Source organism: Pseudomonas sp. 30_B, from assembly GCF_017491605.1.
GTDB lineage: Bacteria > Pseudomonadota > Gammaproteobacteria > Pseudomonadales > Pseudomonadaceae > Pseudomonas.
Window position 1 is genome coordinate 1 of sequence record NZ_JAFGYY010000081.1, and the last position, 727, is coordinate 727.

The 727-nt window shown below is 65.6% G+C and carries 1 protein-coding gene; it reads right to left on the bottom strand.

Annotated elements, in window-relative coordinates:
* Nucleotides 1-727 (bottom strand): cysteine desulfurase family protein (locus J5M67_RS27300; RefSeq protein WP_207888528.1); only part of this gene is annotated, 727 nt, incomplete at both ends.

The window sequence follows — 727 nt, forward strand, 5'->3', positions numbered from 1 at the left end:
GTACTCGAGATGTCCGTTCAGGCGAACGCGATCGTCGAAGCGATCCTGCAACGCGTGCCACAGCCGGTCGCGCAACGCGCGAATGCCGTCCATCGCCGCGAGATCGCGCGCGAGCGCACAGGCCTCGCCGAACCCTGCCGCGAGGAGTGCGGATTCCGTCCCCGCACGCCGGCCATTTTCATGGCCTGCGCCGTGAATCAGCGGCTCGAGCCCGACTCCCTTTCGAACGTAGAGCGCGCCGATGCCCTTCGGCGCGTAGAGCTTGTGACCGGCGATCGACAGCAGATCGACGCCGAGCGCATCGACGTCGGCCGGGATCTTGCCGATCGACTGGGCCGCGTCCGTGTGAAACCGGATGCCGTGCTCGCGGGCGATCGTGCCGATATCCTCGATCGGCTGAATGGTGCCGGTTTCGTTGTTCGCATGCATGACCGTGATGAGCGTGGTGCGCGGCGTGATTGCGCGACGGATGGCGTCGGGATCGACGCGGCCGTTGCCGTCCACGGGAACGCAGGTGACTTCAGTGCCCAGTCGCTCAAGGAATTGCAGCGGCTTCAGGATTGCCGGATGTTCGGTCGACTGGGTGATCACGTGGCCGCCTGCGTTCGACGATGCGAGTACAGTTCCTTTCAGCGCAAGGTTGTTCGCTTCACTGCCGCCGCTCGTGAAGACAATTTCGTCCGGTGCGGCGCCGATCAGCGTCGCGACCTGGGCGCGCGCCCGATCC